The sequence below is a fragment of the Candidatus Micropelagos thuwalensis genome (assembly GCF_000469155.1).
Classification (GTDB): Bacteria; Pseudomonadota; Alphaproteobacteria; order RS24; family RS24; genus Micropelagius; species Micropelagius thuwalensis.
On the sequence record NZ_AWXE01000001.1, the window covers coordinates 475,777 to 501,869 of the forward strand.

Sequence of the window (26,093 nt, forward strand, 5' to 3'; positions counted from 1 at the left end):
TTTATCCGCCCCCAATAAAATGAACGATCTCGACTTTGTCGTTTTCTTTTAGCATGGTGGTTACATAAGCTGATTTGGGAACAATTTCCAGATTACGCTCAACGGCTACTTTACTGGCAGGCAATTCATAAAGTTCGATTAATCCCATAACATTTAAACTGTCAGCTATATTTATTTCTTCGCCATTTAAAACAATATTCATCTTGTGCCTGCTCATGCTCATAGGACATTTAGGTGCCAATTTGCCGGAGTTTGCTTATAATTGATTAAATTTGCAAGATATCGAAAGCAAAATAATCAAAACAACTCATTAATCTAGATTTACTCGTATTTTGCTGTCTGATGTAGTATGAAACATGAATCAGTTATTACTAATAAAACCTTTCTCGGGAACAAATGGCTAAAACCATATACATATTTAATGGCCCCAACCTGAATTTGCTGGGAACGCGGGAACCCGAAATATACGGGACAACCACATTGGCTGACATTGAAGCCATGTGTCTAAAACATGCCGAAAAGCATGGCCTGTCTGTTTCTTTTCACCAGTCAAATGATGAGGGGGCACTTGTGGAGCTCATACAAAAAGCCAGAAGTTCGGGCATGGGTGTCATTATCAATGCCGGAGCTTACACACATACCTCAGTTGCGATACTCGATGCGATATTGGCTCTTGAAATTCCCGTTGTCGAGGTACATCTCTCCAATCTTTTCAAACGAGAAGAATTCCGTCATCACTCCTTCATCACACCTGCTGCACAAGGCTTGATTTGTGGTCTAGGCGCTCAAGGTTATGTGATGGCTATTGATTATCTGTCACAATCATAGGTTTAAAAAAAGGACGCCCGAATGGTTAAAAAATCTGACAGCGAAAAAATTCGTGAACTCGCAGACCTTCTTAATGAAACAGGTTTGAGCGAAATCGAAATAGAAAGCGGCGATACGCGCATTCGTGTCGCACGAGGTGGCGTGTCCGTTTCAGCCACACCCGTTGTACAAGCTGCTGCACCGGCTTCACCAGTAACTAAAGATGATACCTCTGCAGATTTATCCGCAAATCCCGGCGCATTAAAATCACCTATGGTAGGTACCGCTTACATCGCTCCTGAACCAGGTGCACAGCCATTCTGCAAAGTCGGGGATCAAGTCAGTGAAGGGCAAACGCTATTCATCGTCGAAGCTATGAAAACGATGAACCCGATCACGGCGCATAAAAGCGGAAAAATCGACCAAATACTTGTCGCCAATGCACAAGCCGTTGAATTCGGTGAGGTGCTGGCGATTATTAGCTGAGACATATCCTGATGGTTTCAAAAGTTCTCATTGCCAATCGCGGTGAAATTGCCCTTCGGGTTATAAGAGCCTGTCAGGAAATGGGCATTGCCACCGTCGCCGTTCATTCAACGGCTGATGAAAAAGCAATGCACGTCCGGCTTGCTGATGAGAGTGTCTGTCTCGGCCCACCTGCTGCGAAAGATAGCTATCTCAATATAGCTGCCATTGTCTCCGCCTGTGAAATTACCGGGGCGGATGCCGTTCATCCAGGCTACGGGTTTTTATCCGAGAATGCCAAATTTGTGGATGTTTTGGATGCACACCACATCACTTTTATTGGCCCAACCGGTGATCATATACGTCTGATGGGTGACAAAATCACCGCTAAAGATAAAGTCAAAGAACTGGGCATACCTGTGGTTCCCGGCTCTGATGGAGAGGTTCTCACAGTAGAGGATGCCATTAAAGTCGGGCAAGACATCGGGTATCCGGTTCTCGTCAAAGCCTCCTCGGGTGGCGGCGGACGTGGCATGAAGATCGCTCGAAACGATACCGAAATGAAAGAAGCATTTTCAACAGCGCGGAGTGAAGCAAAAGCCGCCTTTGGTGATGATGCAGTTTATATTGAGAAATTTCTCGAAAAACCCCGCCATATTGAAATCCAAGTGATTGCAGACACTCATGGGAATGTCGCTCATCTCGGTGAAAGAGATTGCTCTCTTCAACGTCGTCACCAAAAGGTTTTTGAAGAAGCCCCATCCACAGTTCTCGATGATGCCGCCCGTGAGGATATTGGTAAGATAGTTTCAACAGCCATTAAAAACCTTGGTTATCGCGGCGTCGGCACAGTCGAGTTTCTCTATGAAGACGGAAAGTTTTACTTCATTGAAATGAATACGCGACTGCAGGTTGAGCATCCGGTTACTGAAATGATTACCGGCCTTGATCTTGTGCGTGAACAAATTCGTATCGCCTCAGGTGAAAAGCTGAACTTCACACAAGCGGATATTGAATTTCAAGGACATGCGGTTGAATGTCGAATTAATGCGGAGAACGCCAAAACATTCACCCCCTCTCCCGGACTGATTTCACATTACCATGCGCCGGGTGGATTAGGTGTCCGAATGGATTCGGCAGCCTATGGCGGATATTCTATCCCGCCGCATTATGACAGTCTTATCGGTAAGCTTATTATTTATGGGCGTGATCGCGACGAATGTCTCATGCGGATGAAACGCGCTTTGAATGAACTCGTGATAGACGGCATTGAAAGTACTATTCCGCTTTTTGAGGAACTACTCGAGGCTGAAGCGTTTAATACTGCTGATTATGATATTCACTGGCTTGAGAATTGGCTGGAAAACTCGAGCGAAAGCTAAATGAGTAACCGCACCAAACTTAACATTGCCCCCGACGTCATATTACGTGCCTATATGCTGGGTGTTTTCCCAATGGCGGAAACCAAAGAGTCCAAAGAGATATTTTGGGTCGACCCAGAAAGCCGTGGCATGTTGCCTTTCGAAAATTTCCATATTCCTAAAAGTCTCGTTAAGACGGTAAAAAAAGAAAAATTTACAATTCATATCGATAAAGATTTTCGGGGTGTCATGGAGAATTGCCGCGCCACCCGACCAGACCGTTTAAATAGCTGGATTAATGATGAAATTCTCGACCTTTATTGCAATCTTGCTGAGCGCGGACACGCCCATTCGGTAGAAGCGTGGCTGAATGATGGTAAAGAAGATAAGCTCGTCGGTGGGCTTTACGGTGTTTCTATTGGCGCAGCTTTCTTTGGTGAAAGCATGTTCAGCTTTGAAACTGATGCCAGTAAAGTTGCACTTGTTTACCTTATAGCACGTTTGAAGCATGGGGGTTACACCATGCTGGACACGCAATTCACGACAGAACATCTTTCACGCTTTGGAGCTATTGAAGTGCCGCGTGGGCGGTATCATACCTATTTACAGGATGCTCTTGAGCAACCAGCTGATTTTTATTCTTTGCCGATAAGCACGTCATCGGCAAGCATTTTACAGCTTTCAGGCCATAAATCATAAACCGGATGCTCCAACCCATTTAGCCCAGGGCTGGACGCAAACATCCAGCCAGAGAACAGACGCTCGGTTTTACTCTCGCGGCTTTCGTCAATTTCAAGATAGACACTTGTTTCAGGCGGCTCTTCCGGCGGCGTCGTTTTACAAGTACGCACAGTAATGGTAAGCGGTCCAAGAACGGTGGGGCGCCCGACCTCTGTCTCCAGACGACTTATTTTTGCTGTCACTTTATCAAGAGTTTTGAATGTCACCATCTGAGCCGATGCTGGCGACAAAAGCATCACCCAGACCAAACAAAGCCCGAGGAATTGAAATTTATTCGCTGTCTTCATTTTGTGTGCTGAACATCGCCTGACTGACAAGCCCAATTAGATCTACTGAGCCTTGGGTATAAGAAATTTCATCACCGTCAGTAAGCAAATCAAAACTCCCACCCGGAGTGAGCGAAACATAATTCCCACCGAGCAGCCCTTCCATAGTGATTTTAGCACTGGTGTCATCCGGAAGTTCAATATCATCATTGATGGAGAGTGTGACTGTCGCGTAAAAATTTTGCTTATTCAATTCCTGATCAATCACGGTGCCGACTTTAATACCGGACATGCGGACATCGCTTCCGACAGTCAAACCATCAATACGATCAAATTCAGCAATAAGCTTATATCCGGATTTAGGCGACATATCGCTGACAGAATAGCCATAGGACAAAAAGATAGCTGAAACAGCGATGACAAATGCCCCGACCAAGGTTTCTACAAGATTATGTTGCATGATTTTTATCCTGTTCAATTATTATTCTTGTTTAGCTATTCAGGCTTCCAAGCCTGATATCCAACACCTTCGGCAGCTTCAGGGACATCATCCAACAAACTACCTTTAGGTTTATGTGCATGTGACGTGCCGGTCATATTCACCTGATGCGGCTTTTCCCAGCTGTTGCGTTCCGGCATCACTTCACTCGGCGGTGTATCAACAGTGTAGTGCAGCCATGCATGCCATTCCGGTGGCACACGGCTCGCTTCCACATCGCCCTCATAAATCACCCAGCGGCGAACTTTGCCATTTAGTGATTGGTTTTTCTTATCGACATAATATTTATTGCCTTGGTCATCTGTTCCGATGAGGCGACCACGACGACTCGTAAACAGAGCCGTACCCAATGTTGCGCCGTGCCACCAAGTGAAAAGCATTTTCAAGAACTGCATAGACCGACTCTCTTTCTACTTACAGTTTGCCATTTAACATATCTTGCGTCCAGTCAGAGAAATTTAATCTTTCTTGGTTTCAATAACTCGCAGACCCAACTCAAGCAGTTGAGCATTTGTTGCCGGGCTTGGTGCTTGCATAAGCAAATCCTCTGCCTGTTGATTCATTGGGAACGCCACAACCTCACGAAGATTCTCCTGCTCCGCTAGAAGCATCACAATTCGGTCAACACCAGGCGCAATACCACCGTGAGGCGGTGCACCAAATCTAAAGGCATTCAGCATGCCACCAAATTCTTTTTCGACAACTTCCGCATCATATCCGGCAATCTCAAAGGCTTTGAGCATAATCTCCGGCTTGTGATTCCGAATAGCACCTGATGACAATTCAATGCCATTACACACAATATCATATTGGTAGCCAAGAATATCCAACGGGTCTTTGGTTTCTAGAGCGTCCATCTCGCCCTGAGGCATAGAAAACGGGTTATGCGAGAAATCAATTTTCTGTGCCTGCTCGTCAAATTCATAAAGTGGGAAATCAACAATCCAGCAAAATGAGAACTGATCCGCATCAATAAGCTCGAGATCATGCCCGACCTTGTTGCGCGCCGCACCTGCGAAACTCATAAAGTCTTTCGGCACACCGGCACAGAAAAATATGGCATCGCCATCTTCTAATCCGAACTGAGTACGGATTTGTTCGGTTCGCTCCGGCCCAATATTTTTCGCAATAGGGCCTGCGCCTTCACCTTCCCTAAAGAAAATATAGCCCAGTCCGGCCTGCCCTTCACCTTGAGCCCAACTATTCATGCGATCACAAAATGTGCGGCTTCCACCCGTTTTGGCTGGAATACCCCAAACCTCAACCTTGTCATCTTTCTCAATCATTTTGGCAAAGATTTTAAAGTCTGAGCCGCGGAAAGCATCCGTAACATTTTCCATTTCGATAGGAATACGCAAATCCGGCTTATCTGAGCCATATTTCCGCATCGCTTCGGCATAAGGAATTCGCGGAAATGTTTCTGTGACACGCTTGCCATTACCAAATTCGACAAAAATGTCATGAAGCACCGGCTCAACGGCATTAAACACATCTTCTTGGGTGACAAAGCTCATTTCTATATCAAGCTGGTAAAACTCACCGGGAGACCTGTCTGCACGCGCATCCTCATCTCTAAAGCAAGGCGCAATCTGGAAATAACGGTCAAAACCAGCCACCATCAAAAGCTGCTTAAACTGTTGTGGTGCTTGTGGTAGGGCATAAAAACTGCCCGGATGCATGCGGGAAGGTACCAGAAAATCCCGAGCACCTTCCGGACTGGAGGCTGTTAAAATAGGGGTTTGATATTCTGTAAACCCCTGCGCAATCATGCGTTGCCTGAGAGAAGATATAATCTGCGAGCGAAGAACAATATTTTTGTGAATCGTCTCTCGGCGTAAATCCAAAAATCTATAACGAAGCCTGATATCTTCTGGATAATCCGGCTCACCGAAAACCGGCAATGGCAAATCACCTGCGGCTGAAAGAAGCTCAAATTCATCCAGTCGAATCTCAATCTCGCCAGTTGGTAAATTGGGGTTTATCGCCTCACCGTCACGCGCAATTACCGTGCCCGCTATTCGGATAACACTCTCCGCCCGAACATTCTCAACATCGGCAAAAAAAGGGCTTTCCGGCTCTACCACCAACTGCGTCAAACCAAAATGATCGCGCAGGTCGATGAAAAGCAAACCGCCATGGTCTCTTTTACGGTGCACCCAGCCTGAGAGGCGCACTGTTTCGTTAATATTTTCTTTGCGAAGTTCTCCGCAATTATGAGTCCTGTAGATGTTCATGAAACCTCCGGTCGGGTGGTAGTTAGAAGACTCTCTGTGTGCCGGAAATCACATGCCTGAGCCTGTTTTGTCAAGCACCTTTCGAGACTTAAATTAGCTTTTAGAATACCCCCGACTGGTCTATAAACCAAACCGATGCGATTACTTACGACAACTTCAGAGCTTAATCAGGCCTGCGCCCAGTTTCAAACCAGTAGATATGTCACAATTGACACTGAATTTCTTCGCGAAAAAACATTCTGGCCCAAGCTTTGTCTTATTCAAATAGCTATGCCCGGCTTTGAGGCTCTTATTGACCCTCTGGCTGAAGGCATTGATATGTCGGGATTTTTCGAAATTTTAAAGAATCCGAACATCCTCAAAGTCATGCATGGCTGCCGGCAGGATATTGAAATTTTTCACAAAGAAGCCGGTATTATCCCTAGCCCGATGATGGACACCCAAGTCATGGCCATGGTGTGTGGATATGGTGACTCAATCAGCTATGAAGCGCTTGTAAAGCGTATCGCACAGGGAACAATTGATAAAGGTTCACGATTCACGGATTGGAGTCGACGCCCCTTAAATAACGACCAGCTAACCTATGCACTCGCGGATGTGACCTACTTGCGGGATATTTTTGAAAACCTTGAGAATGACCTTAAAAAAACAGGACGTTTAGCATGGCTTTCAGAAGAAATGGATATGCTCACTAATCCTGAAACCTATAATCAATCGCCAGAAAACGCTTGGAAACGCTTAAAATATCAAGATAAACGACCTCATATTATGGGGGTCGTCATTGAACTGGCTAAATGGCGGGAAATTCAGGCACAAACCCGCGATCTCCCAAGAAACCGGATACTCAAAGATGACGCCATTCGAGAAATAGCGCTTCAAAACCCTAAAAAGCCGGAAGACTTTGACAAAATGCGCTCTGTCCCCACAGGTTTTATCTCTTCTCGAAATGCAGCAGGACTGATGGAAGCGATTGAAGCTGGGCGCAAGCTGACAAAAAACGACTTACCGCCCCCCCACCCGTGGTTGAGAATCGCCCCGGTATTGGCCCTCTGGTAGATTTATTGAAAGTTCTTTTGAAGTATTGCTGTGAAGAAAATCAAGTCGCACCCAAGCTTATAGCCAACGTTGCTGACCTCGAACGTATCGCTAGCGATGATAATCCCGATGTCAAATGCATGGAGGGCTGGCGCAAGGATGTTTTTGGTTCAGCCGCTATGGATTTGAAAAACGGCAGGCTGGCTCTTGCCTCCGAAAATGACAGAATCTTAATTATCAAACGCGACTAAAGGCTGAATTTAACCAAGCTCTATCTTATCCGCACCAACATAAATTTCGGGTTGTAAATTTAACGCATCTGCAAGAGCACATACTCTTTTCTCAACGATGGGACCGTAAAGACGGCTTCGCCCGGCATCCATTTCAAAAACGAGTTTTTTCCCGTGCCGTGAAAGCCGTGTATCATTAATCAATCCATGCAGCGAACCTGAAAGACAATGCGCTAACCTAAACGCCAACCCTAAAGCACGGCTCAGCGCCAGCGTCGTATCTTCAACAGGCTCCATACCTAGCGGCAACTCACTCAAGTTCCCATTATGGCGCGAATATAAAGTATGAGCGAGAAAGCGACGCCCCTCGTGATTGATGCAATTCAACGGTGCACGTAAAATCGTATTAGCTGCAAACCAGCACCTATAATCATTGTGCTGATTCCATGCCATATCCCCGATGAGACAAGCTGCTCTGCGAAGTCTGTTATATTTTTTTAATTTCTTAGGTGACAAGCCCTGACCATTAAACAAGCCGGAAGTCCATTCCAGAAGTTCCATGCCATAAAGCGGGTCTTTGGTCATTCTTTTTGAAATATCTTCACATGCAACCATAAGCGGGTCTTTGTCTTTCAAAGCTGTCGATAGCGAATTGTAAATAATGCCTTCACGTAACCCGTTAGCAGAGACAATTAAATTGTTGCAGCCTGTTAATTTGGTAATGCGATAAAGTACCATGGCGCTGACAGGGAGATAGGGCCGCCGCACAGCATTCGCCTCATGTATATGTTCAACCGACTCAGGCGACAAATTGCCGATAAGCCTGGAGAAATCTAAAATATCAGCAGAACGCATCTTGTAGTGATGGAGCATTTTGAGTTCATATTTTTTTTGCGCCATATGGATGCGTGCCAAAGCCCGCCACGTTCCCCCAACCATATAGACAGGCTTATCGGAAGATTTCTTAAGCCATTGAAGTGATGAGATTTGTTTTTTGATATGGGCTGCCATTTTGTCTTTATCATCACCAAATTCGGCTGTAAGACGCAAAACACCCAGCGGAAGCGTTTCCGCATCAATAATCTCGCCTTTGACAACCCTTACAAGTTCGAGGCTGCCACCACCAAGATCTGCTACAACGCCATCCACTTTTTCAAAACCCATCATGACGCCTTTCGCGGCATATTTGGCTTCCATCTGACCAGAAATAACCTGAATATCCGTTCCCAAAGCAAGGCTGGCTTTTTTGACAAACTCATCTCTATTTTCGGCTTCACGTACGGCGGCAGTTGCAACCACGCGGTAATCCGATATACCAAGTCGCTTACCGATTGCACGAAATCTCTTCAGTGTTGCAAGTGTCAATTCAAGTGACGCGCCTTCAATATGACCTGTAGCTGCAACACTTTCACCGAGCTTACAAAAGATTTTTTCATTATAAATTGGCACAGGAGATCTGGCAGATCCGCCAAAAGCAACAAGACGCACAGAGTTTGACCCAATATCGACAATTCCAAGGGGAGCTTCCGGTGAACGGAATTGACGTCCGAAGCTGATTTTTGGGAATTTAAGACCGTTTTTTGCCATCGTATTCAAGTTTCCGGTCAGTAGGCTTCGTTACAAGTCGCTTTGATTAGCCGATTTACCGCGCCCCGAGAGGCTTGGATTGATCATAAAATAATCATGAGCATTTACAGATGATTCTCCATTAGCGACCACCCCTCGTTTATAAGTTCCATCAGGCTGCATGTACCAACTTTGTTGATTATCCAGCAAATTGACATGCATAATCTGATGAACAACTTGTTCGTGCACCGTCGGGTTAAGAATTGGTGTAAGCACCTCAACGCGTCTGTTAAGGTTTCGAGGCATCCAGTCAGCTGAAGTAATAAACGCTAATGAGTGTTCAGAGGGCATCTCATGACCATTGCCAAAACATAAGATTCGCGCATGCTCCAGAAAACGCCCAACGATGCTTTTCACTCTGATATTTTCCGAAAGTCCCTCAACACCAGGGCGCAAACAACATATTCCCCGCACAATCAAATCGATTTTTACACCAGCTTGAGCAGCTTCATAAAGTTTGTCGATAATGAAAGGGTCAACAAGAGAATTCATTTTTGCCCAGATGGAACCAGGGCGCCCATTTTTTACATGCTCAATTTCAGCATCAATTTTTTCAACAACCGTCTCACGCAAATTAACCGGTGATACAGCAATCTGATGTAAATCACTCGGCTCAGCGTAACCTGTAAAGAAATTAAAAACCTGACCGGCATCACTGGCAATCTCGGGATTACAAGTAAAAAGGGATAAATCAGTATAAATTTTAGCCGTAATCGGGTGATAGTTACCCGTGCCAAGGTGCACATAAGTTCTTAATCCAGAACCCTCACGCCTTACAACCAGCGAGACTTTGGCATGCGTTTTCAATTCAATAAAACCATAAACAACCTGAACACCTGCGCGTTCCAAGTCGCGCGCCAAGCGAATATTAGTCGCCTCATTAAAACGCGCCTTCAACTCGACAAGTGCTGTGACAGTTTTACCAGCCTCCGCAGCTTCAATTAAAGCTTGCACAATCGGACTGTCTTCAGTGGTTCTGTAAAGCGTTTGCTTAATTGCCACCACGTTAGGGTCTGCTGCAGCCTGACGAATAAATTGTACAACAACATCAAAGCTTTCATAGGGGTGATGAACCAGAATATCCTTCACTTGAATAGCCGCGAAACAATCGCCACCATGTTCCCGAACACGTTCCGGGAAACGCGCAATAAAAGGTTTAAACTTAAATTCTGAGCCAATCGCATCAACAATCTGATCCGTCTGCGAGACACCGACCAGGCCGTCAACAAAAACCACATCTTCGGCCTGCACCTCAAGTTCATCCACAACCAGACGCACCAGATTATCCGGCATGGATTTATCAATCTCGAGACGTATAACCATACCTCGTCGCCTGCGTTTTAATGCTGTCTCAAATAATTGCACAAGGTCTTCGGCTTCTTCTGCAACTTCAATATCGCTGTCCCTGAGAACTCTAAAAACGCCCTGCCCTAAAATTTCATAGCCCGGAAAAATACGCTCCAAATAAAGTGACACCAGATTTTCCAACGGCAGGAATACGGTTTTATCAGCATTTGTTGGTAGTTTTATAAAGCGCTTAAGCTGTTGAGGTAACGGCAAGAGCGCATTCATTTTCTTGCTATCTGTGAGACGCGACATCTGCAGGACAAGCGCAAAACCAAGATTTGGAATAAATGGAAATGGATGCGCCGGGTCAATGGCTAATGGTGTTAAGACGGGCATCACCTCGGATAAAAAATAGGACTCCAACCACTCCTCATTTTCTTGCGGGATATCATGGGATCCTACAACTTCAATATTATGCGCCTTCATTTCCTCGAGAATAGTCAACCAACTATTCTGCTGCCGCGTCATGAGTTCATTCGTGCGCGCCAGAATTTTTTCAAGCTGTTGAGCGGGCGTCATGTCTTCCTGACTGCGTTTATCAACACCAGCGAGTTTTTGCCCGTGCAAGCCGGCAACCCGAACCATAAAAAATTCATCTAAGTTACTGCCGGATATAGATAAGAATTTAAGCCGTTCCATTAACGGGTGATCTTTATTATCGGCTTCTTCCTGAACACGTGTGTTGAAAGCCAGCCAAGAAAGTTCGCGGTTGATGAAACGCGCGGAACGCGAAAACCCAAACAAGCTATCGGGCGGATCACCACTTTTGCGAATTATGCCCAGCCGACCGGTGACGTTTTTCTTATCTTCTTTTTTAGATTGATTATCTTTAATTATTTTTTCACTCATGAGGTCTCTACCCGGTTCATCGTTCAGTTAATCATCGTTATGCGCCATAATCTCGCGGACCATTGGCACAGTAATCGGTGCTTTCCGACTCAGCGTCGTACGGTCAATTGTTGAGACAATTTCATTCAAACTCAAAAATGACCTTTCCAATCTTGAGACAAGATAAGACACAACCTTTTCATCTGTTTTAAGCTGCCGGTCGGTAAAAAGTTTAACAAGAATTGCCCGCATCAACATATCACATGGTGGCAACATCGTAGCAACGACCAAAGCGGATAATCGTGATTTTAAATCAGCAAGGTCAATTTGCAAATGCCCCGGAGCCAAGCTCGCGGTCAACAAAAGCGGATGCCGCCTTTGACGCGCATTGTTAAACAAATGAAACAATATTTCTTCATTCGCAGCTTGGGTGAGAGGATCACTACCGATATTTTCAACACCATCTACGACTAACGCTTTTTCATCCATCAATTGATCGAGTTCATGGAGGTGTAAATCTTTAGCGGCAAGAATGTAAGCATCCATCTTAAGCCCCCAAACTGCAGCCAAATGAGATTTCCCACAGGCCGCAGGGCCGCAGATTATTTTCACATAATCTGTTTCTATCTCTGAACCAGACGGCCAACTGTCAATCGTATCAACTGCCCGAAGATTGGAGTCTGAGACAAGAAAATTCTCCCTGTCCAATGCAGGCCGAACTGGCAAATCAAAAACAAGCTGCTCACCTTCTAATTCGGGCATTAATCCTGCCCGGCAGGTGAGGCACTATCCGTTTGATTTTCTGATTGATAGTTCCTGATTGTATAACGCACCAACACACCAATCACTGCAGCGGCGGGTACCGCAAGCAACAAGCCGATAAAACCAAGTAAAGAACCAAATGCAAGCAAGGCAAACATAATCCATACAGGATGCAGTCGCACCCTGCCGCCAATTAATCTCGGCGTCAAAAAATTCCCCTCTATAAACTGCCCGACTGCAAAGACCATTGCGATAAGCAACAAGCTCGTAATATCGGGCCAGAATTGCATCAACCCAAGAAGCCCGGCTAAAACGCCGCCAAATAATGCACCAACATAAGGAATAAAACTGACAAGCCCCGCCAGAACACCCACGGCTATGGCGCCATTTAAGCCAACCCAATATAATCCAGCGGCATAAAAAATAGCGAGGAAAACGCAAATCGTGGCTTGCCCATGAATAAAGCCATCGAGAACCTCCTCAACCTCACCCACGACTTCGCGAATTGCCGTGGCATGTTTTGGTGGCAGAATGTTGTTTATTTGTTCAATCATTCTGTCCCAATCATTTAACAAATAGAAGGAAACAATCGGCGTGATAAAAATCAGGGTCAAAATATTTAGGAAAGATAGCCCCCGCAACAATACGCCCTGCCCCACAGCCGAGATATTATCCACCGCCGTAGATGAGAATTCTTTTATGGTATTTTGAATGTCTTCATTATCTTTCAAATATGTGTCCTCAACCCCTGCAAACCAGAGTTTAAATTTCGCATATTGTTCCTGCAAAGCAGCTATGGCTTCTTGAATACCCTCGCCAATGACGGGCAACCCTAAAGTAAACAAGATTATGATGAGTAACATAAACGTCCCCATCACCAGCGAACTTGACAGAAGTCTTGGCAGGCCAATGTTCTCCAGCTTATCCACAAGAGGGTCCAGCAAATAAGCGACCACAAAACCGGCAATGAATGGCAACATTATATCTGCCAGAGAAACGAATAACCACACGCTGAGCGCGGCGGCAATGAGAAGGAGGAGTTGTTTCATTGTGATGCTTTGCACTTTTTTTCCTTTTATCAGCGTCTCAATTTAAGTCGCCAGCCATTTTTTTCTTCTCGTAACAGCATATCACTTTGCGCCAGATTTGACGCCAACTGGTCAACTGAACCTGTATAGGCCAACGACAAAATTGCACCTTGTGAGGTTAGCACATGAATGTCCAATGATTTTATAAAGCTCGCCGCCTCAAGACGTTCAAGCATTGTAAGCCACTCGCCCATGCGCTCATAATCGGCGGCAACGGTAAAAGTGACCTGATCGCCGACCTCAACAACGGATGTCTGTTTCCATTCTTTCGCAAAAGCTGAAAGAATATCCTCTACAGCCTCGCCAGCAATATCTGCCGGATTACGTTGCCCCTTATAATTTCTGACAAATAGCCGACTGCCGGCTGCGGAATATTGATAGACCGAAACATCCAACCTTCCTTTTTCTGTTGCCAATGCGTGCGCAATCACAACCGTGTCGACATTATATCTTTTAGCCAGCGCTGCCATGCTCTGTGTATCACTGAGCAAGACATCCTCGACATCCAGCATGGCGCGGTCTTCCGGATCACCCAGCGGCAAAACCATAGGCGCGGGAATATTTCTTAAGTCCACCTGCGCCCAGCTTTCTGCCCACCAGTGATTATCCCAGAGACGGTAACCATCAACATCTTCCAGCACGGGCAAAAGCAACATGGGGCGCGCTTGGGTCTCTGAAAACGGAATATTGAGCGTGCGTAACAAATCTAGCACGGTTTCAGGTTCAAAAACGACTGACATGGAGGCCAAATAGCGACGGCTGGAAGTTTTTTCATCCTGCACACGGAATCTGCGAACGAAAGTTTCTATCTCCTGCTCACTGACAATAGGCAGAACAGGCCAATCCTCAACGCGGGTTAAGCGTTTTAACAAAATCTGGAAGGCCCGAGATTGACCATCTTTTAAGGCAATGCCCCGTGCTTCAAGTGCAGATGAAGCTTCGGCATCAACGTTGACATTTTTAACCTCGAACAGGTTAGAGGCCTGCGCGCCCAAAGTAGAGCCGATAAAAGCAGCATAAGTGAGCGCCAGAAATACGCTTGTTTTTGTTAAGAATTTCAACATTTTTTCCTCAAAAGCCGATATACTGTTATACAACTTGAAAAAAACGGCTTTTTCATGTCGATTACGGTCAATAACGCGGAAAGTAAGTTATAAACCAAACATGACAGACAAAAAAGACAGAACTCAGCCCTCCGAAGAAACCTATAAAGCCGCTGGCGTGGATATTGAAGCCGGCAATGAACTCGTCCGCCGCATTGTCCCTTTAGCGAAGGCGACCTCCCGCCCCGGCGCAGATGCCGATCTTGGCGGTTTTGGCGGCCTTTTTGATTTAGCTGCCTGTCATTACAAAGATCCGGTGTTGGTCGCGGCGAATGACGGCGTGGGCACAAAACTCAAAGTTGCAATTGAAAGCAATATCCATAATACAGTCGGTATTGACCTAGTCGCCATGAGCGTGAATGACCTTGTGGTTCAAGGCGCCGAGCCATTGTTTTTCCTCGATTATTTTGCCTCTGGTCATTTGGAGGTAGAGGTTGCAACGCGGGTGGTTGCAGGAATTGCAGAGGGGTGCAAGCAAGCGGGATGCGCCTTGATTGGCGGGGAAACAGCCGAGATGCCGGGCATGTATGCAGATGGGGATTATGATTTGGCAGGTTTTGCTGTCGGCGCAGTGGAACGCGACGCCATCTTGCCACGCAAAGATATTCAATCCGGTGATGTGATTATAGGTCTCGCTTCTAGCGGGCCACATTCGAATGGTTACTCACTCATTCGACGGTTGGTGGCGCAACAAAATCTTGACTGGTCATCCCTTGACCCAACGGGTAGCAATAAGACACTTGCAGAAGCGCTGCTGACACCAACAAAAATTTACGTCAAGCCTCTGCTCGCAACAATCAAAACGGTTAAAAATATTAAAGGTCTCGTACACATTACAGGCGGCGGGTTTCAAGAAAATCTACCGCGTATTTTAACACCAGAACTTAGTGCGCATATTGACCTGCAGACTTGGGGGATGCCACCGATTTTTGATTGGTTACAACGGGCTGGCAATATGGTGATGACGGAAATGCTGCGTACCTTTAATTGCGGTATTGGTATGGCGGTTGTAGTCGCGCCTGAGGACGTCGATAAGCTGATATCGAGCCTGACGAAACAAGGCGAGACATGTTTTGCCATCGGGCATATCACTGAACGAAACATTGACGCTGTCACATACTCCGGCCTCAAAACTAACTAGACATGACAACCGCCTCAACCCGTATTGCTATTTTATTTTCCGGAACGGGGACTAATCTACGCAATCTTGCGGCGCATATAAATGCCGCGCATGTCCCCGCCACGCTGGAACTGGCGATTTGTAACCGGCCGGAAGCAAAAGGGCTGGATTTTTGCCGCGATAATAATATCCCGCATGAACTGATAAACCACACGGATTATAGTGACCGCGCTGATTTTGATGCTGCAATGCAAACAGCTTTGCAGGCGGCAGATATCGAACTTATTTGTGCTGCCGGCTTTATGCGCTTGCTAACACCGGAGTTCGTAAATTACTGGCAAGACCGCATCATAAACATTCACCCATCTCTGCTCCCAGCCTATAAAGGTTTGCACACGCATCGCCGCGTATTGGAAGCAGGCGAGAACACTCACGGCTGCACGGTGCATCTGATAAGGCCTGAGATGGATGAAGGCCCGATATTGGTACAAAAACAAGTGTACGTTTTTCCCACCGATACGGAGGACACGCTCGCAGCCCGGGTAATGGAGCAAGAATTAATCGCCTATCCCGAAGCGTTGGATATTATGTTGTCACGCCTGCGCGGGTGATAAGCCATCACCCCACAAATTCGAAGTGTAGCAAGTTATTATCTCCTTTTTTAATGACAATTTCTGATATATTAATCTTGCTTGTACGCGGACGGCGTATGAGTGGGGATTAACACCCTCTGTAACAAGCTGCAATTCATGAAGCGTATGCGGCTTAATGCTCCTTTTGGGACGTTAGGCCTTTTTTTATGTTTTGCGCGGAAAATCCGTTCACTCCGATAAGTCGGGGTGGCGGCGAAATAAGGTTTATGCCGAATACGTCGTAGCCGAATGTTACCGGTTTGTTAATACCCCGGCGCCATCTTCTTGATGGTGCCGGTTTTTATTTATGCGTTGCCAGCACCGTGTTTACGGGAATAGCCGCTTCACCGTTTCACGACCCATGAAGGGCGCGAAACGGCTTCGGCGGGGGAAGGCACACTGGGCTTTCCCTGCGGAAAAGCAAGTGTTTATAACCTGGTGCCGGTTTTTTTGTGGCAGCAAAAACGAGTTTTGTATCGGGGGCATGGTCAAATAAAAGAGATTGACGTCAATCAAATACACCATACCGTCCGTGTGTCAGCGTATTGAGAACGGGCGCAAGGCACATGTAAAGGCAGTTCTACAAGCCAAAAGCGGCGGTGCGCACCCCCGATATACAAAACATCACTTAAAGATTTAAGCAGAGCGATTTAAGTAGCGTTAGTTAATTAGCCAACAATTTCGTCATCGGAGAAAAAGAACTTAATCTCTTCTGCGGCGGTTTCCGGTGCGTCTGAACCATGCACTGAGTTGGCTTCAATGCTCTCGGCAAAATCCTTACGGATTGTCCCCTCATCGGCATCAGCCGGGTTTGTCGCGCCCATAATTTCGCGATTTTTGGCAATGGCATTTTCGCCTTCCAGCACCTGCACAACCACTGGGCCGGAAATCATGAAAGAAACCAACTCACCAAAAAAAGGACGCTCTTTATGCACAGCGTAAAAACCTTCCGCTTGCTCACGGCTCATGTGAAGTCGTTTAGAAGCAACCACACGAAGACCATTACTTTCAAAACGGTCAATGATTTTCCCGGTCAGATTACGCTTAGTTGCATCGGGCTTGATGATTGAAAAAGTACGTTCTAAAGCCATGAGTTTATCCTCTTAAATTGTCCTGTAGATTGTCTTATCGGCCTTATAAGAGGTGTTTACAGACTTTGCAAGGCCTCACAAGAACAGGCATATTCGGTCAGAAATACATTTTGATTTAGCGTTTAAAGAAAAGCCTTCAGCCCTTCTTTTCCCATTTTCCTGCATGGTTTTGCTGGTAATAAGTCAGGCTATAATCTTCATCGGACAGAGACTTCCATTTATCCCGCGCTTGGCGAACAGCTTCATCATCACCGCCATCGAACATATAGATACACCGTTCAAACTGTCTAATCTCATCACGGTCAGCACCGTCCACCAAAAACAACACTTGTGCATCATTAGGGGTTTCTGCGCTGTCTGTCAGCCAAATCGGTTGTGTAGCGGCATCTTCAGCCGCCATATCACCGGATGCGCCATGCGGCATGAAACTATCATCTTGGTATGTCCACAAATGCTCGTCGAGGATTTTCACGCGTTCGGGTGACCCGGCCTGAACGACAACACGCCAATTACGTTGCATGCTTAAGTCCAGCAAAATCGGCAAAGCCTGCTCTAAAGACTGCCTTTCAAGATGATAGAACAGAACATCCGTCATGTTCAGCCTTCATAAAAATCCTGCACAAAGCGGTTAAGCAATTTTACACCATAACCACTCGCCCATGATTGGCTTGTCGGGGTTTTAGGTGACCCCATCGCCGTACCAGCGATATCGAGATGCGCCCATGGGACTTTATTCGTGAACCTCTGAAGGAATTGCGCCGCCGTGGTTGATCCGGCATAACGCCCACCAATATTTTTCATATCAGCATTGGGAGTATCAATCATCTTATCGAATTTCTCATGCAAGGGCATGCGCCATACTTTTTCATCCTCGGCCTCGCCCGCCTGTGTCAGACGTTCAGCGATTTTATCATTATTGGTAAACAGTCCTGCATATTCCTGACCAAGTGCAACCAAAATAGCGCCCGTCAGGGTTGCCAAATCAATCATAAATTGAGGCTTGAAGCGTTGCTGGGTGTACCAAAGCGCATCCGCCAAGACCAGACGTCCTTCAGCGTCTGTATTTAAAACCTCAATCGTTTGCCCCGACATGGACGTCACAATATCGCCCGGGCGTTGTGCATCACCAGATGGCATATTCTCAACCAGGCCAATCACCCCGACCACATTGGCTTTGGCTTTACGGCGTGCAAGAGCTTCCATAAGACCTGTGACCGCCGCAGCACCGCCCATATCGCCGCGCATATCTTCCATGCCTGCTGAAGGCTTAATTGAAATACCGCCCGTATCAAAACACACGCCCTTGCCGACAAAAGCCACCGGCTTTTTGGTTTTAGCAGCGCCTTTCCATTGCATCACAACCATTTTACTCGGCTGAACACTGCCTTGGCCGACTCCCAAAAGCGCTCCCATACCCAAACGCTTCATTTGAGCTTCAGTCAACACCTCAACTGTTACACCCAGTTTCGTCAGATTATTAGCGCGCTTGGCAAATTCTGTTGGATGCAAAACATTCGCTGGCTCATTAACCAAGTCACGCGCTGTCATCATACCTGCAGCAAGTCCTTTAAGCGGCGTATAAGCCTTCTTCACCGATGTCGGGTTACTCACACCAACTGTCACTTTGTTTAAGACAGGCGCATTCTTTTTGACGGTTTTGTATTTATTAAATCTATAGCTGCGCAATAAAACCCCAAGTGCAAAACGTGCGGCCGCCTCATCCGACTTAAGGGCATATCCCTCTGGTGTTTCAAACAAGACCGTCGCCGTTTTATCTTTTTCACATGCCGCTGCAAATTTACCGCCCAGCAGCTCAAGGTCATGAGATTTGACAGCAGAAGAACGTCCCATTCCTATTAGAATAATTTTGCCGAGCTTTGTTCCAGACGGCTCAAGAACTGTCAGAGATGACTTCGATACAGCTTTGAAGCCGCTATTTTTCATTGCGCGCTCAAGAGCGCCACCTGTCATCTTGTTTAGTTTTTTGCCCAACGTCCCAAGCCCCTTATCGCCAACCGTGATACCTAAAGTGCCGGATGTGGGGATTTTTAAAGCTGAGAAGGTGAGGTTCATGTAAAGCTCCTGATTGGTTATGTTTCTGAAATATCGGTTAAATATATATATTAATTTTCTGAAAGGTAGGGAAATCATTTCGAATATGCTAAACAAGGTCAAGTCATCTAAGAGAGAGCGATGCCCCGTTACGCCCGATATCTGTTTAAGCAATATCTGATCGCGCTCCTGATTTTTACCCTCATGTTTGGGGGAATGGTTTATATCGTCCAATCTGTCCAGTTACTCGACAAAATTGATGGGCGGATTGACAGCCTTTTGTATTTTTTCGGATTGACGCTTTTACTCCTGCCAAAACTATTTGTTCATGTCATGCCTTTATCAATGCTTGCAGCACTTGTCTCCGTCAAGCAACGCATGATTAACGATAATGAACTGGTTATACTTTCTGCTTCTGGGCAAAACCGTTGGCAACTTGCCGCGCCGGGCCTCCTGCTTTGTTTAGGGGTTACAGTTTTTCTGGCCTTGATGGAATTTCAGGTGCAACCAATGACTATGCAAGAGCTTCGAGAAAAAAGAAAAGAAATCGCCGATAATCTTTTTGTAAATCTCATAAAGCCTGGCACCTTCAGTGAAATCGGCAAAGGCCTCACAATTTATGTAAACAGCATCTCTGACAAAGGTTTTTATGAAAACATCATCATCTATGATGCAACCAAAGAGGACAGGTCTGTTGTCTATATTGCTGAGAGTGCTGAAATTGTTCAGAATAATAATCAGCCGGGCATGAGGTTAGTGAATGGTAAGGTTTTGCAGGACCTTCAAAATGATATAAAGGGCAGTCTATCGTTCGAAGAATATGTCTATCAAAACACATTAGAAACAAAAAAACCCAAAGACGTCAGGTTTAAAACCGATGAAATGTATCTCAGAGATTTGTTGAGTCCCCCTAACGCGTCTCAACTGGCTCCGCAAACCCTTAGAAAATATGAAATTTCAGGTCACAAACGTATCGCAAACATCCTGACCCCACTCATTATCGGGCTGATTGTTTCAGCCTGTATCCTGACCGGTATCTTTGGACGCACTGGCAATAAACGGCGAATGAGCACATGCATAATAGTTACGCTGGGATATTATATAATCGCTATGATTTTCGCAGGACTCGCAGAAAGTAAGTCAGGTATTATTGCGAATATCTATACCCCTCCGGTTTTTGCATTAATAATTGCTTGTCTGTATCTTCAATTTGGAGGTTCTAAAAATAATTGGCCATCAATTTTTAAATCAATGACGTCACACACCTCTACAGCAGACCTAAACAAACCAAATCATTAAAACGAGCCACGAAACAAGAAATCAAAATGACACTCAACACGCGATTAAAAAAATATCTTGGTCATCAATTCCTTTTATGGGTTGGAGGTGCGTTTATTTTTACCGCCTTCATTAGTTTGGTTTTTGATATGTCAGAAATCGCTCAAACCAATTCAAATAAGGAAGCATTCAATTTTTTTAATATTGCGCTTATTTCGTTAATGCGTTTACCAAATTTGTTAAATGAAACTTTACCATTTGTTTTCCTGTTTGGCACAATCGGGTTTTTTACAAAAATGCGGAACTCAAACGAACTGATTATCGCCCGAGCTTCAGGCATATCTGTATGGCAATTTTTGGCCCCGGGGTTAGCGGCAACACTCCTCGTCGGGAGCTGTTTTATGATGCTATGGCAACCAATCTCATCGTATCTCTACATGCAAAGTGAACAATATAAAGAAAGTAAATTTTACGAAAAAAACAATCAGCTTAAAATTTCTCAAAACGGCTTATGGCTAAGAGAGAATACGAAAGACGGGTTCTACATTTTACATGCCGAAAGCGTGTCAGAAACAAATCCAATTCAGATTGGAAATCCGGTGGTAATGCAATTTAACAATCAAAATCAATTGATCAGTCGGGCAACTGCAAAAAGCGGTATTTTAGGTTTTCAAAACTGGCATCTGAAAAACGTGTTGGTACAAGAAGAAACTTTAGAAACATTTCAAAAAGATAGCATTTACATACCTACAAAATTTAAAACGGACCAAATCGTTGATAATTTTCAAGCACCGAGTTCTATTTCTTTTTGGGATTTACATGACTTCATTAATATTTCCGAAGCTTCCGGATTACCGGTAAAGAAATATGAAATGTATTTTCATCTTCTGCTTGCCCGACCTCTATTAATGGTGGCTATGGTGCTGATAGCAGCGACCTTTGGACTTAAGCATGCAAGGTCAGGCGGGCATATATCCGGGGTGGTTTTGTCTGTTATTTCCGGCTTTTTGCTTTTTATATTTGCAGAATTTATGAAAACGCTCGGAGAATTGGCGATGTTATCCCCCCCCTTGGCGGCATGGACGCCGGGTGTTATTGCTAGCCTGCTTGGAATTACCCTGCTCTTACACCGCGAGGATGGATGATGCGCCATTTTCTTATAACCGGTTTCATCATTTGTATGTGCATGATCCCGCTTCATATAAATGCCCAAACCCTTAATGATGAGCAGGCGCTTATTGAAGCTGAGAGCATGTCATATGCTCAAGATACCGAAATTGTGACGGCCTCAGGGGATGTAAAAATCCAATATCGTGGGAGAGAGCTTCGTGCCGGTAAAATCACATGGGACCAAAAATCAGATCGCATCATAGCTCGTGATAATGTCATCCTCATTGATACCGACGGCACAAGCGTTACCTCGCAAAGTGCCGAGCTTCAAGATGAAATGAAGCAAGCCACACTGAAAAAATTCAGTCTGATGATGAAAAATAATTTACGTTTTAAGGGGGAAACGGCATCACGCGAATCCGGCAAGTTAACCAGCGTCAGAAAATCAATTTTTACGGCTTGCAAACCCTGCAAAAATAATCCTGACGCGTCTCCGACATGGCAATTAAGAAGTGGCCAAACTGTCTATGATGAAAAAGATAAAACAATTTCCCACAAAAATGTCCGCTTAGAAATGCGCGGTGTACCGGTTTTCTATCTACCCTATCTCACACATCCAGCACCAAATGTTAAAAAGCGTAGTGGTTTTCTTTTCCCGGTTTTCAAATCCTCAACCGACACGGGAGCTGATGTCGCTCTCCCCTATTTCATTAACCTCGCGCCAGATTATGATTTAACGCTTTCCCCTCGCTACATTTCAGATGGAAGCTCCATGCTCGGTTTTGATTGGCGTCAGAAAACATCACAAGGCACTTATAACATTTCGGGAAATGGCCTTTGGCTTGATGAAGAGGATAACCTCGATAATGACAAAACCTTCCGAGGTAATATTCAAAGTAAAGGTGCATTTAAGCTGAGTGAAAACTGGCAGGCGGGTTATGATTATTGGTGGGTATCCGATAAATCATTTATGCGGCGCTATGACATTGATGATGATGATTTTTTCACCTCTAAAGCCTATATCCGCCAAACAAATGGAAGGAATATAGTTGATGTTCGTTTACTCGATTTTAAAACATCTATTTTCAATATTGATGAAGACGCTCAGCCAGAAGTCGCCCCCCAAATCAGAACTGAACATTATTTTGATAATCTCGCCGGCGGTGAATTGCGTGTAACATCTGACATAATATCAATGTCCCGAAAAAACGGTGCAGACTTGAATCGTGCCGCGGCAGAGACAGAATGGAACCGTCAGTCAATCCTCAAATCTGGTCAAATTCTTGATTACTTCGGCGGTGTGCGTGGTGCCTATTATGACTATGAAACTGATAGTGGTGAGCAAAGAAATAAGGATGAGGAGTCCGTTTTACTTGCACATGCAGGCATTAAGTGGCGCATGCCCTTTATCAAAAGACAGACATCTGGAGCGGTGATTATTGAACCGACAGCGCAAATAATAATCGCCAATGAGGAAACCAGTGAGGGGGCAATTCCGAATGAAGATAGTCTTTCGTCGGAATTTGACAGTTTAAACCTTTTTGATGTTTACCGTCACACCGGCTATGACCGCTTTGATACGGGTAATCGGTTTGATGTCGGGGTCAATACGGTTTTTGAAGGGGATAAGGGGAGTTCCTACCGCATGTTTGTCGGTAAGTCTTATCGGGATAAAGCTTTAGAGCGCCCGACAATTGGCACCGAGCAGGACGCGAAAGCCTCAGACTGGCTCCTCGATATAGGTTTCGAGCAAGGCTCAGCTTTGGGTTTCAATGGTCAATTAAGATTTGACGATGATGATCAGAAGCTCATTCGAAGCGATGGCGAAATTTATGCCAGTATCAAAAAGGCAAATTTTTCACTCCACTATACACATCTGGATGCGTCGATAACGCCTGACGGCGTTGAGCGAGAAGAATCGAGAGGCTCCTTTGATTTCAGCTTATCTGAAAACTGGTTGTTAAATGGCCATATAAGATATGATATGGAAAGAGAAAAACGCCTAAAAAATTCAATCGGGCTAATCTATCGGGATGATTGCACTGATATAAGCCTGAGTTTTAATCAGTCATTCACACGAAACGGGAATATCGGACCACGTAATGGCGTGACGTTTAAAATTATTTTACGCACTCTCGGCGGTAAATAAAATCGGCCAAACCACAAAGAGAATTTTTAACTCAAGTCTTGTTTCCAAACCTTTCACATGCGAACCTGCGAACTTCTATTAGTGGATTCGATTATTAATTACTAAATGTAAGCGGAAATTACCTAATTGACCCATATTATGAGCAAAACTGTATCTTTGAGTAAATTTATGACCACAAAAAATAAATTTATAGCCTTTATTTTTATGGCTCTTATGACCTTCAATACCGCCGAAGCACGAGAGGTTGAAGGTATTGCTGCCATTGTGAATGATGAGGTAATTTCTAAATTTGACGTTGACCAACGTGTTAATCTTTTTCTGGTGACATCAGGTATTGAGCGCACCCCGCAAAATATTGATGGCTTGAGACGTCAGGTTCTCCGCACTCTGATACAAGAAAAACTACAATTGCAAGAAGCCCGTGATAGCGAAATCGAAATCTCACGCGCAGAGATAAACGCGGCGATGCAAGATATGGCATCTGGTACAAATCGAAGTCTTGATGAAGTTGAGAAATTCCTTAAAGAAAATAACGTCCATATCCGCACCATGGAAGATCAAATAGAAGCTGAACTAGCTTGGAATCGCTTTGTGAGAGGTCGATTTGGCGGGCAAGTTTCAATCGGTGAAATAGAAATTGACGAGACACTGGAACGTGCTGAAGCGGCTATGAATCAGGATCGTGTAAATATCAGCGAAATTTTGTTACTCGCAAATAACCAGCTAGACGGACAAAGGCTCATGTCAGAAGCTGCACAAATTGTGCAACAACTTCGCGCTGGTATTAATTTCGGGGCAGTCGCCAGACAATTCAGTGCTGCCTCATCGTCAGCGAGTGGCGGCAATCTGGGCTGGACCCCTGTTAACCAGCTTGATGAAAATATTGTCCCGATTATTGAAAATATGGCTGCAGGAGACATATCCGATCCAATAGAAACCTCAGCAGGTATCTATATTGTTCAGTTAAACAGCAAACAACAATCTGGCGGCATTGACCCTATGCGTAATCTGTTTGATTTGCTGATTATCACATATGATGTTGCCACTGAAGGCCATTTGGCAAAGCTTGAGTCTTTACGGGATAGTTTTACGACCTGTAAAAATACAGAGGCAAAAGCCAAGGAAATGGACGCTCGAAATGTGACCAGAACAGGACAGGTGGAACTTCGCCGCTTTCCGAAAAACCTACAATCTGAAATCAGCACGACGGAAGCTGGGCAAGTAATCGGCCCCAAAAAGAACGAGAAAATCGCCGAAATGGTCGTCGTCTGCGACCGCAAAGATGACCAAGGCGCGACCATTTCCCGCGACGCAATTGAAAACAATCTTTACTCACAAAGACTGGCTATCATGGCACGCCGTCATTTGAGAGAATTAAGGCGTGACTCAATCGTAGAGTATCGGTAGTGCCGGAAACGGACGACCCACTACCGCCCTTACGCGACATAATTCGTGACCATGATTTACGCGCAAGCAAAGTTCTGGGACAAAATTTTATTTTGGATTTAAACCTGACACGGCGTATAGCCCGAACGGCAACGCAAGCAGGCGCCACCCCCTTACATAAAGTCATTGAAATTGGCCCTGGCCCTGGCGGTTTGACGCGCGGACTACTTATGGAAGGTGCCGAGCACGTGACAGTTATAGAAGCGGATGAGAGATTTCGTCCAGCTCTGGAAGATATCGCTACTACCTATCCAGACAGGCTGTCCGTGGTTATGGGAGACGCGCTTAAAATCAATCCTTCTGAAATCCTAGAAGGCAATTATAAAATTGTCGCCAACCTGCCCTACAATATTGCAACTCCTCTTCTCATCAAATGGCTATCACAATCTCCTATAGGTTGGGACAGTCTCACGCTAATGTTCCAAAAAGAAGTTGCACAACGTATCTGCGCTCAACCTGGCGAAGATAACTATGGACGGTTAGCCGTCCTCAGCAATTGGTTGGCTGAAACAAGAATTGAATTTGATGTGCCAGCAGACGTATTTGTCCCCCCGCCCAAAGTAACCTCAGCGATTGTCAGCCTTATCCCCAGAGAACACCCACTGGCTGAGGCAGATTTACCGACGCTTGAAAAAGTGACAGCAGCGGCTTTTGGCCAGCGCCGGAAAATGCTACGCGCAAGCCTTAAGCAGATTACGAATGAAGCAGAAACCATACTTATCGCTTGCAATATTGACCCGACGCGCCGCGCAGAAACCTTAACGATTGAAGAATTCTGCACACTCGCTAGAGCATTAAAAGAATACATATAGATTTGAAAGTG

General features: G+C 45.3%; 24 protein-coding genes and 1 pseudogene. 12 read left to right on the forward strand and 13 right to left on the reverse strand.

What is annotated here, in order from left to right; genetic code table 11:
- Position 1: 1 nt before the first annotated feature.
- Positions 2 to 202, reverse strand: coding sequence for a sulfur carrier protein ThiS (gene thiS, locus RS24_RS02305; RefSeq protein WP_021776566.1), 201 nt, complete (start codon positions 200 to 202; stop codon positions 2 to 4).
- 194 nt (positions 203 to 396) lie between these two features.
- On the opposite strand from thiS, the gene aroQ reads away from it, so the two are divergent.
- From aroQ to aat, 4 genes are read left to right on the forward strand one after another with little or no spacing between them, the layout of a single operon-like run.
- Positions 397 to 828 (forward strand): type II 3-dehydroquinate dehydratase, encoded by a 432-nt coding sequence (gene aroQ, locus RS24_RS02310; RefSeq protein WP_021776567.1) that lies wholly within the window; start codon positions 397 to 399, stop codon positions 826 to 828.
- 21 nt (positions 829 to 849) lie between these two features.
- Complete coding sequence (gene accB / locus RS24_RS02315) at positions 850 to 1,293, forward strand: acetyl-CoA carboxylase biotin carboxyl carrier protein (protein WP_021776568.1); 444 nt, start codon at positions 850 to 852, stop codon at positions 1,291 to 1,293.
- An 11-nt stretch (positions 1,294 to 1,304) separates the two neighbouring features.
- The gene (gene accC, locus RS24_RS02320) at positions 1,305 to 2,654 is read left to right on the forward strand and encodes an acetyl-CoA carboxylase biotin carboxylase subunit (protein WP_021776569.1); all 1,350 of its coding nucleotides are present in this window, start codon (positions 1,305 to 1,307) and stop codon (positions 2,652 to 2,654) included.
- Entirely contained in the window at positions 2,655 to 3,332 is a 678-nt protein-coding gene (gene aat, locus RS24_RS02325) for a leucyl/phenylalanyl-tRNA--protein transferase (RefSeq protein ID WP_021776570.1), read from the forward strand.
- Here the strand turns inward: aat and RS24_RS02330 are convergent.
- The 4 genes from RS24_RS02330 to aspS all read right to left on the reverse strand — a co-directional run bounded on the left by RS24_RS02330 (position 3,269) and on the right by aspS (position 6,373).
- The gene (locus tag RS24_RS02330) at positions 3,269 to 3,610 is read right to left on the reverse strand and encodes a DUF2155 domain-containing protein (protein ID WP_051295589.1); all 342 of its coding nucleotides are present in this window, start codon (positions 3,608 to 3,610) and stop codon (positions 3,269 to 3,271) included. The genes aat and RS24_RS02330 overlap by 64 nt on opposite strands.
- Before the next feature lie 34 nt (positions 3,611 to 3,644).
- On the reverse strand, positions 3,645 to 4,100 hold the full coding sequence (gene mlaD, locus RS24_RS02335; RefSeq protein ID WP_021776572.1) for an outer membrane lipid asymmetry maintenance protein MlaD: 456 nt from the start codon (positions 4,098 to 4,100) through the stop codon (positions 3,645 to 3,647).
- 35 nt (positions 4,101 to 4,135) lie between these two features.
- Positions 4,136 to 4,534 carry an NADH:ubiquinone oxidoreductase subunit NDUFA12 gene (locus RS24_RS02340; protein WP_021776573.1) on the reverse strand — a complete coding sequence of 133 codons (399 nt, stop codon included), beginning with the start codon at positions 4,532 to 4,534 and terminating at the stop codon, positions 4,136 to 4,138.
- Positions 4,535 to 4,597: 63 nt separating this feature from the next.
- Positions 4,598 to 6,373: an aspartate--tRNA ligase gene (aspS, locus tag RS24_RS02345; protein ID WP_021776574.1), complete on the reverse strand. Its 1,776-nt coding sequence runs from the start codon at positions 6,371 to 6,373 to the stop codon at positions 4,598 to 4,600.
- Between the two features lie 135 nt (positions 6,374 to 6,508).
- Between aspS and rnd the strand changes: the two are divergent.
- A pseudogene (rnd, locus tag RS24_RS02350) lies at positions 6,509 to 7,659 on the forward strand (ribonuclease D).
- 9 nt (positions 7,660 to 7,668) lie between these two features.
- On the opposite strand, the gene RS24_RS02355 reads toward rnd, so the two are convergent.
- Genes RS24_RS02355 through RS24_RS02375 form a run of 5 tightly spaced genes read right to left on the reverse strand, consistent with a single transcriptional unit; the run spans position 7,669 to position 14,353 of the window.
- The gene (locus tag RS24_RS02355; RefSeq protein ID WP_021776577.1) at positions 7,669 to 9,225 is read right to left on the reverse strand and encodes a Ppx/GppA family phosphatase; all 1,557 of its coding nucleotides are present in this window, start codon (positions 9,223 to 9,225) and stop codon (positions 7,669 to 7,671) included.
- Between the two features lie 30 nt (positions 9,226 to 9,255).
- Positions 9,256 to 11,460 carry an RNA degradosome polyphosphate kinase gene (locus RS24_RS02360; RefSeq protein ID WP_021776578.1) on the reverse strand — a complete coding sequence of 735 codons (2,205 nt, stop codon included), beginning with the start codon at positions 11,458 to 11,460 and terminating at the stop codon, positions 9,256 to 9,258.
- 27 nt (positions 11,461 to 11,487) lie between these two features.
- Positions 11,488 to 12,201: an HdaA/DnaA family protein gene (locus RS24_RS02365; RefSeq protein ID WP_021776579.1), complete on the reverse strand. Its 714-nt coding sequence runs from the start codon at positions 12,199 to 12,201 to the stop codon at positions 11,488 to 11,490.
- Positions 12,201 to 13,265, reverse strand: a complete 1,065-nt coding sequence (locus RS24_RS02370; RefSeq protein WP_021776580.1) for an AI-2E family transporter — start codon at positions 13,263 to 13,265, stop codon at positions 12,201 to 12,203. The genes RS24_RS02365 and RS24_RS02370 overlap by 1 nt, the downstream gene beginning before the upstream one ends.
- Before the next feature lie 14 nt (positions 13,266 to 13,279).
- Complete coding sequence (locus tag RS24_RS02375; RefSeq protein ID WP_021776581.1) at positions 13,280 to 14,353, reverse strand: DUF2066 domain-containing protein; 1,074 nt, start codon at positions 14,351 to 14,353, stop codon at positions 13,280 to 13,282.
- A 100-nt stretch (positions 14,354 to 14,453) separates the two neighbouring features.
- Here RS24_RS02375 and purM point away from each other — a divergent pair, with 100 nt between their 5' ends.
- Both purM and purN read left to right on the forward strand, forming a co-directional pair.
- Positions 14,454 to 15,533, forward strand: coding sequence for a phosphoribosylformylglycinamidine cyclo-ligase (gene purM / locus RS24_RS02380; protein ID WP_021776582.1), 1,080 nt, complete (start codon positions 14,454 to 14,456; stop codon positions 15,531 to 15,533).
- A gap of 2 nt (positions 15,534 to 15,535) precedes the next feature.
- On the forward strand, positions 15,536 to 16,123 hold the full coding sequence (gene purN, locus RS24_RS02385; protein WP_021776583.1) for a phosphoribosylglycinamide formyltransferase: 588 nt from the start codon (positions 15,536 to 15,538) through the stop codon (positions 16,121 to 16,123).
- Positions 16,124 to 16,812: 689 nt separating this feature from the next.
- On the opposite strand, the gene ndk is transcribed toward purN, so the two are convergent.
- The 3 genes from ndk to RS24_RS02400 form a co-directional block, all read right to left on the reverse strand.
- Positions 16,813 to 17,235, reverse strand: a complete 423-nt coding sequence (gene ndk / locus RS24_RS02390) for a nucleoside-diphosphate kinase (protein ID WP_021776584.1) — start codon at positions 17,233 to 17,235, stop codon at positions 16,813 to 16,815.
- Positions 17,236 to 17,371: 136 nt separating this feature from the next.
- Positions 17,372 to 17,830 carry a DNA polymerase III subunit chi gene (locus RS24_RS02395; RefSeq protein ID WP_021776585.1) on the reverse strand — a complete coding sequence of 153 codons (459 nt, stop codon included), beginning with the start codon at positions 17,828 to 17,830 and terminating at the stop codon, positions 17,372 to 17,374.
- 2 nt (positions 17,831 to 17,832) lie between these two features.
- A complete protein-coding gene (locus RS24_RS02400) occupies positions 17,833 to 19,308 on the reverse strand; it encodes a leucyl aminopeptidase (protein ID WP_021776586.1) in 1,476 nt (491 codons plus the stop codon).
- A gap of 120 nt (positions 19,309 to 19,428) precedes the next feature.
- Between RS24_RS02400 and RS24_RS02405 the strand changes: the two genes are divergently transcribed.
- The 5 genes from RS24_RS02405 to rsmA all read left to right on the forward strand — a co-directional run bounded on the left by RS24_RS02405 (position 19,429) and on the right by rsmA (position 26,082).
- Complete coding sequence (locus tag RS24_RS02405; protein WP_021776587.1) at positions 19,429 to 20,586, forward strand: LptF/LptG family permease; 1,158 nt, start codon at positions 19,429 to 19,431, stop codon at positions 20,584 to 20,586.
- 26 nt (positions 20,587 to 20,612) lie between these two features.
- Complete coding sequence (gene lptG, locus RS24_RS02410; RefSeq protein WP_021776588.1) at positions 20,613 to 21,710, forward strand: LPS export ABC transporter permease LptG; 1,098 nt, start codon at positions 20,613 to 20,615, stop codon at positions 21,708 to 21,710.
- On the forward strand, positions 21,710 to 23,824 hold the full coding sequence (locus RS24_RS02415) for an LPS-assembly protein LptD (protein ID WP_021776589.1): 2,115 nt from the start codon (positions 21,710 to 21,712) through the stop codon (positions 23,822 to 23,824). Before lptG ends, RS24_RS02415 begins: the two co-directional genes overlap by 1 nt.
- Before the next feature lie 168 nt (positions 23,825 to 23,992).
- Positions 23,993 to 25,231: a peptidylprolyl isomerase gene (locus tag RS24_RS02420; RefSeq protein ID WP_021776590.1), complete on the forward strand. Its 1,239-nt coding sequence runs from the start codon at positions 23,993 to 23,995 to the stop codon at positions 25,229 to 25,231.
- Complete coding sequence (gene rsmA / locus RS24_RS02425) at positions 25,231 to 26,082, forward strand: 16S rRNA (adenine(1518)-N(6)/adenine(1519)-N(6))-dimethyltransferase RsmA (protein ID WP_021776591.1); 852 nt, start codon at positions 25,231 to 25,233, stop codon at positions 26,080 to 26,082. Before RS24_RS02420 ends, rsmA begins: the two co-directional genes overlap by 1 nt.
- The last annotated feature ends 11 nt before the right edge of the window (positions 26,083 to 26,093 follow it).

Coding starts and splice junctions, on each gene's coding strand:
- thiS (WP_021776566.1), bottom strand. CDS start 202: ATGAATATTGTTTTAAATGGCGAAGAAATAAATATAGCTGACAGTTTA.
- aroQ (WP_021776567.1), top strand. CDS start 397: ATGGCTAAAACCATATACATATTTAATGGCCCCAACCTGAATTTGCTG.
- accB (WP_021776568.1), top strand. CDS start 850: ATGGTTAAAAAATCTGACAGCGAAAAAATTCGTGAACTCGCAGACCTT.
- accC (WP_021776569.1), top strand. CDS start 1,305: ATGGTTTCAAAAGTTCTCATTGCCAATCGCGGTGAAATTGCCCTTCGG.
- aat (WP_021776570.1), top strand. CDS start 2,655: ATGAGTAACCGCACCAAACTTAACATTGCCCCCGACGTCATATTACGT.
- RS24_RS02330 (WP_051295589.1), bottom strand. CDS start 3,610: ATGCTTTTGTCGCCAGCATCGGCTCAGATGGTGACATTCAAAACTCTT.
- mlaD (WP_021776572.1), bottom strand. CDS start 4,100: ATGCAACATAATCTTGTAGAAACCTTGGTCGGGGCATTTGTCATCGCT.
- RS24_RS02340 (WP_021776573.1), bottom strand. CDS start 4,534: ATGCAGTTCTTGAAAATGCTTTTCACTTGGTGGCACGGCGCAACATTG.
- aspS (WP_021776574.1), bottom strand. CDS start 6,373: ATGAACATCTACAGGACTCATAATTGCGGAGAACTTCGCAAAGAAAAT.
- RS24_RS02355 (WP_021776577.1), bottom strand. CDS start 9,225: ATGGCAAAAAACGGTCTTAAATTCCCAAAAATCAGCTTCGGACGTCAA.
- RS24_RS02360 (WP_021776578.1), bottom strand. CDS start 11,460: ATGAGTGAAAAAATAATTAAAGATAATCAATCTAAAAAAGAAGATAAG.
- RS24_RS02365 (WP_021776579.1), bottom strand. CDS start 12,201: ATGCCCGAATTAGAAGGTGAGCAGCTTGTTTTTGATTTGCCAGTTCGG.
- RS24_RS02375 (WP_021776581.1), bottom strand. CDS start 14,353: ATGTTGAAATTCTTAACAAAAACAAGCGTATTTCTGGCGCTCACTTAT.
- purM (WP_021776582.1), top strand. CDS start 14,454: ATGACAGACAAAAAAGACAGAACTCAGCCCTCCGAAGAAACCTATAAA.
- purN (WP_021776583.1), top strand. CDS start 15,536: ATGACAACCGCCTCAACCCGTATTGCTATTTTATTTTCCGGAACGGGG.
- ndk (WP_021776584.1), bottom strand. CDS start 17,235: ATGGCTTTAGAACGTACTTTTTCAATCATCAAGCCCGATGCAACTAAG.
- RS24_RS02395 (WP_021776585.1), bottom strand. CDS start 17,830: ATGACGGATGTTCTGTTCTATCATCTTGAAAGGCAGTCTTTAGAGCAG.
- RS24_RS02400 (WP_021776586.1), bottom strand. CDS start 19,308: ATGAACCTCACCTTCTCAGCTTTAAAAATCCCCACATCCGGCACTTTA.
- RS24_RS02405 (WP_021776587.1), top strand. CDS start 19,429: ATGCCCCGTTACGCCCGATATCTGTTTAAGCAATATCTGATCGCGCTC.
- lptG (WP_021776588.1), top strand. CDS start 20,613: ATGACACTCAACACGCGATTAAAAAAATATCTTGGTCATCAATTCCTT.
- RS24_RS02415 (WP_021776589.1), top strand. CDS start 21,710: ATGCGCCATTTTCTTATAACCGGTTTCATCATTTGTATGTGCATGATC.
- RS24_RS02420 (WP_021776590.1), top strand. CDS start 23,993: ATGACCACAAAAAATAAATTTATAGCCTTTATTTTTATGGCTCTTATG.